Origin of the sequence: Actinocrinis sp. (genome assembly GCF_035938995.1) — a bacterium.
Lineage (GTDB): Bacteria > Actinomycetota > Actinomycetes > Streptomycetales > Catenulisporaceae > DASZGI01.
In genome coordinates, this window is record NZ_DASZGI010000261.1 from 1 (window position 1) to 3506 (window position 3506).

Annotated in this window: 4 protein-coding genes; all 4 read right to left on the reverse strand. The window is 70.6% G+C overall.

Annotation, left to right across the window (positions count from 1 at the left end):
• Nucleotides 1-911 (reverse strand): LLM class flavin-dependent oxidoreductase (locus tag VGZ32_RS18285; RefSeq protein ID WP_326887284.1); only part of this gene is annotated, 911 nt, incomplete at its 3' end.
• 168 nt (nucleotides 912-1079) lie between these two features.
• Nucleotides 1080-1739, reverse strand: coding sequence for a PP2C family protein-serine/threonine phosphatase (locus VGZ32_RS18290; protein ID WP_326887285.1), 660 nt, complete (start codon nucleotides 1737-1739; stop codon nucleotides 1080-1082).
• 113 nt (nucleotides 1740-1852) lie between these two features.
• Nucleotides 1853-2272, reverse strand: coding sequence for an SsgA family sporulation/cell division regulator (locus VGZ32_RS18295; protein WP_326887286.1), 420 nt, complete (start codon nucleotides 2270-2272; stop codon nucleotides 1853-1855).
• Nucleotides 2273-2610: 338 nt separating this feature from the next.
• Nucleotides 2611-3506 (reverse strand): NAD-dependent epimerase/dehydratase family protein (locus tag VGZ32_RS18300; RefSeq protein WP_326887287.1); only part of this gene is annotated, 896 nt, incomplete at its 5' end.

Consider the following 3506-nt stretch of genomic DNA (forward strand, 5'->3'; position numbering starts at 1 on the left):
AGGACCTGTGTGACGGGCTGGTCGCGCAGCCTGGCGACCCGGTCGCGCACGGCCGGCGCGATCTCGTCCGCGAACAGCTTGACCTGCTCGGCGTGGTCGGCCTGAGGCCAGAAGATGAAGGTGTCAAAGCCCAGCCCGACCGCCCACCGGCAGAGGACGTCGATCCACGCCTTGACCGTCCCGGCCAGACCACGGCTGCGGCGGGACGACTCGATCGCGCCGACGACGTTGTAGATCCGGCGCACCTCGCTCGGATCGCGGCCGGCGCCGCGCGCGGCGACGTCGATGAGGCCGTGGCCGCGTGCCGCCTCTTCCGGCGGGACGTAGACGTTCATCGGGCACATCCAGCCCTGCGCCGCCCGGCCGACCAGCCCGAGCATCTTCGGCTTGACGGCGCCGACCCAGACCTCGATGGGTTCCGGTGGTATCGGACCGGCTTTGTATCCGGCGATCCGGTGGTGCACCGTGTCTGCTCTGACCGTCTCGCCCCGCAGCGCCCGCCGCAGGATCCCGACCGCTTCCTCGGTATACGCCACGGCCTCGCCTCCGCTGCGCCCCTCTCCGCCCATCGACGCGACAAGTACGGGCACGCTGCCCGAGCCGACGCCCAATTGCACTCGGCCGCCAGCCATGGCCGCGAGTGAGGCCGCCGCGTTGGCGAGCATCGCCGGCGGACGCAGTTGCAGGTCGGCGACGTCCGGGACGACCGATATCCGCTCGGTGTGCGCCACCAGGTACGTCAGCAGCGTCCACATGTCCAGGTGCGCGGGTTGGTACGGATGGTCTTGCACCGCGAGGTAGTCCAGGCCCATGTCATCGGCCTGGCGCGCAAGGTCCAGCGTGGACCCGAAATCCGCCGCCCCGGGGTTGATGCTGATCCCGAAGCGCAGCGGTTGTCCGTAGTCGGGCATGAACCCCTGCTCCTCACGAGTTTGACCGAGCCGTTCCCACCACTGCCGATCAAAAGCCATGGTTGCCCGGCGGCAGGACCACGCGCATCAGTGTCCCCACTGAACATCGCAGTCACCGCCACCGCCCTGGCACTGGGTACTGGCACAGAGCACTGGCACGAGCGCCCGTCAGCTGACCCGGTGGATCGCCAGCGCCGTCGCGTCGTCGTGCGAGGCGTGGTAATCGAGCCCGTCGAGCAGGACTTCCGGTGTGCGCGAGGTGCCGGCCAGCAGTTTCAGCAGAACGCGTACACCGTCGTCGATGGACTTTCCGTGCGGGATCAGACCGTCGGTGTACATCAGCATCATGTCGCCCGGCTCGAGCCGCTCGACGCACTGCGTGTACCGCGTCGACGGCGCGACACCGAGCAGCATTCCCTCCGGATCAGGCAACTGACGCACACGTCGACCCGCCAGAAGCAGCGGCAGATGCCCCGCGTTCGCCCACGTCAGCATGCCGTCATGCGGGCTGTAGCGGGCCGCCGCGGCGGAGGCGGTCATGCCGGAGCCGGACCAGCACATCAGGGCATTGAGCCTGGTGAGCACTGTCGCGGGCCGGTGTCCCTCGGCCGCGAACGCCGACATCGCGAAACGGAGGCGCAGCATCGACTCGGCCGCCCGCAGTCCGTGGCCGACGCTGTCGCCGATCGCGAGGAAGACGTCGCCGCCGGGGAGACGGGCCGACAGATACCAGTCACCGCCGATTTCGACGCCGGGCTCCGCGCTTCGGGACCGCGCGGCGACGCGCAGGCCGGCGAGGTCGTCGACCCGGTCCGGCGGCTGGATCATCTCCTGGAGCGTCGCCGCCGGATCGCGCCGCTCACCGAGGTCGAGGCACGCAGGGCGCAGAACGCGCGACGACCGCGCCCGAGGTCTGACATGTGCGGGACGCTGGTGCGGGATCACGCGTCATCCAGCAGGTCCGCGACGACCGTGTCGAGGTCGAGGTGGGCGGATTCCTCGCCGGGTGGCACGGCGGCGTAGGCCCACCGGAGGAATTGGCGCAGGCTTTCGCTGGACAGCTCGACCAGCGCACTGCCATCCCGGGCGATGAACTCGATGAGCGTGCGGTCGGGGCCGTTCGGCCGGATGCGCACATCGCCGTCGCCGCACGGTGCGCTCAGTCCGCGGTCGAGCAGTTCGCGGGAGAACACCCACTCCGCGTTCCCGCCGTCGGGTGAGACCGCGGCGGGAAACGTCATCGTCACGGCCATCGGGTCGTCCGGCCGATAGAACAGCCGCGCCAGGATCGGCACGGACGTGGCCGTATATCGGTCAAGGAACAGGCGGCCGCACAGCGACCGGGCGACGGTGGCGAACACGCCGGGCTCCCCTCTCGCTCACGAGGCCCCCTCGACAAGGGCCGGGCACGGGCCTCCGACAGAGTCGGGGCCGGACAGCCATACTCACCCGGAGTCCGGCTGGGTACATCAGTGCCGCCACTGAAGTACAGAGAGTGACACGGGCCGCCACACGTGGGGACCCTGGGTCACAGCACGTGCGGACCCCAGGGACTGAAGTGTCGGCGGCCGGTATCTGCGGTTTGAGCGGTGGTCGCTCTGGCGCCCGAGGCGGGGCGGCGCGCTGGTGGCGCCGCCCGCCTGGACGACATCGCTCGTGCTATGCCTCGTTCTTATCCTGCTGCTCAGGCCGGGCGACGTCACTTGTGGTAGCTGCCGCTGCGGAATTCCTCGACGAGCGACGGACGGGACGGGGTCCAGCCCAGCTCGGTGCGGGTCCGGGTGGCGGTGTTGGCCGCCTGGTCGAGCAGGAGAACCTCGGCGAAGTAGTCGCCGACGCGCGCGCGGGCCTCGGCCTCGGAGCCGGGGACTGCTCCGGCGCCGCCGGCGGCCACGGCCGCGGCCTCGGTCAGCTCGGCGACGGTCGGCTGGCGGCCATCGCTGACGACGTAGTAGCCGCGCGCCGTGTCATCCTCCAAGACGCGCCGGAAGACCTCGGCGAGGTCGGCGACGTGGATGGTGGACCAGCGCTGCTGCCCGCTGCCGACCATGATCAGGTTGCCGGCGTCGTCCCGCGGCGAGTAGAGCAGCAGCCCGGGAAGCGCACCGCCGCCGTCGCCGTAGGCAACGCTCGAGACGATGACAACCGCGCGGATGTCCTTCGCGTCCAGCGCCCGACGCTCGATCGCCTCCTTCCAAGCCACCATCGGCGGCGCGTTGAAGGGGGACGACTCGCTGATCGAGCCGTTGGCGCCGTACACCCACAATCCGCTGATCTGGACGTAGGGCTTGCCGGTGCCGGCGAACGCCTCGATCACCGCGTCGACCACCGCGGAGTCCAGGCCCGCGCTCGTGGCGTCCCCGGGACTGGCGGTGTGGACGGCCCCGTCCGCCTCGCTGAGCAGGCGCACGAGCGTGGGCCGATCGTAGAGGTCGACCACGACCGGGATGGCGCCGCGCGCGGCGACCGCGTCCGCCCTGGCGGCGTCGCGGACGAGCGCGGTCACCTGGTGGCCGTGCTCGATCAGTTCGGTGAGGACATGCGATCCGACGAAACCTGTTGCGCCGGTGAGTGCGACTTTCATGGCCGACTGGC

Coding starts and splice junctions, on each gene's coding strand:
- VGZ32_RS18290 (WP_326887285.1), bottom strand. CDS start 1,739: ATGATCCAGCCGCCGGACCGGGTCGACGACCTCGCCGGCCTGCGCGTC.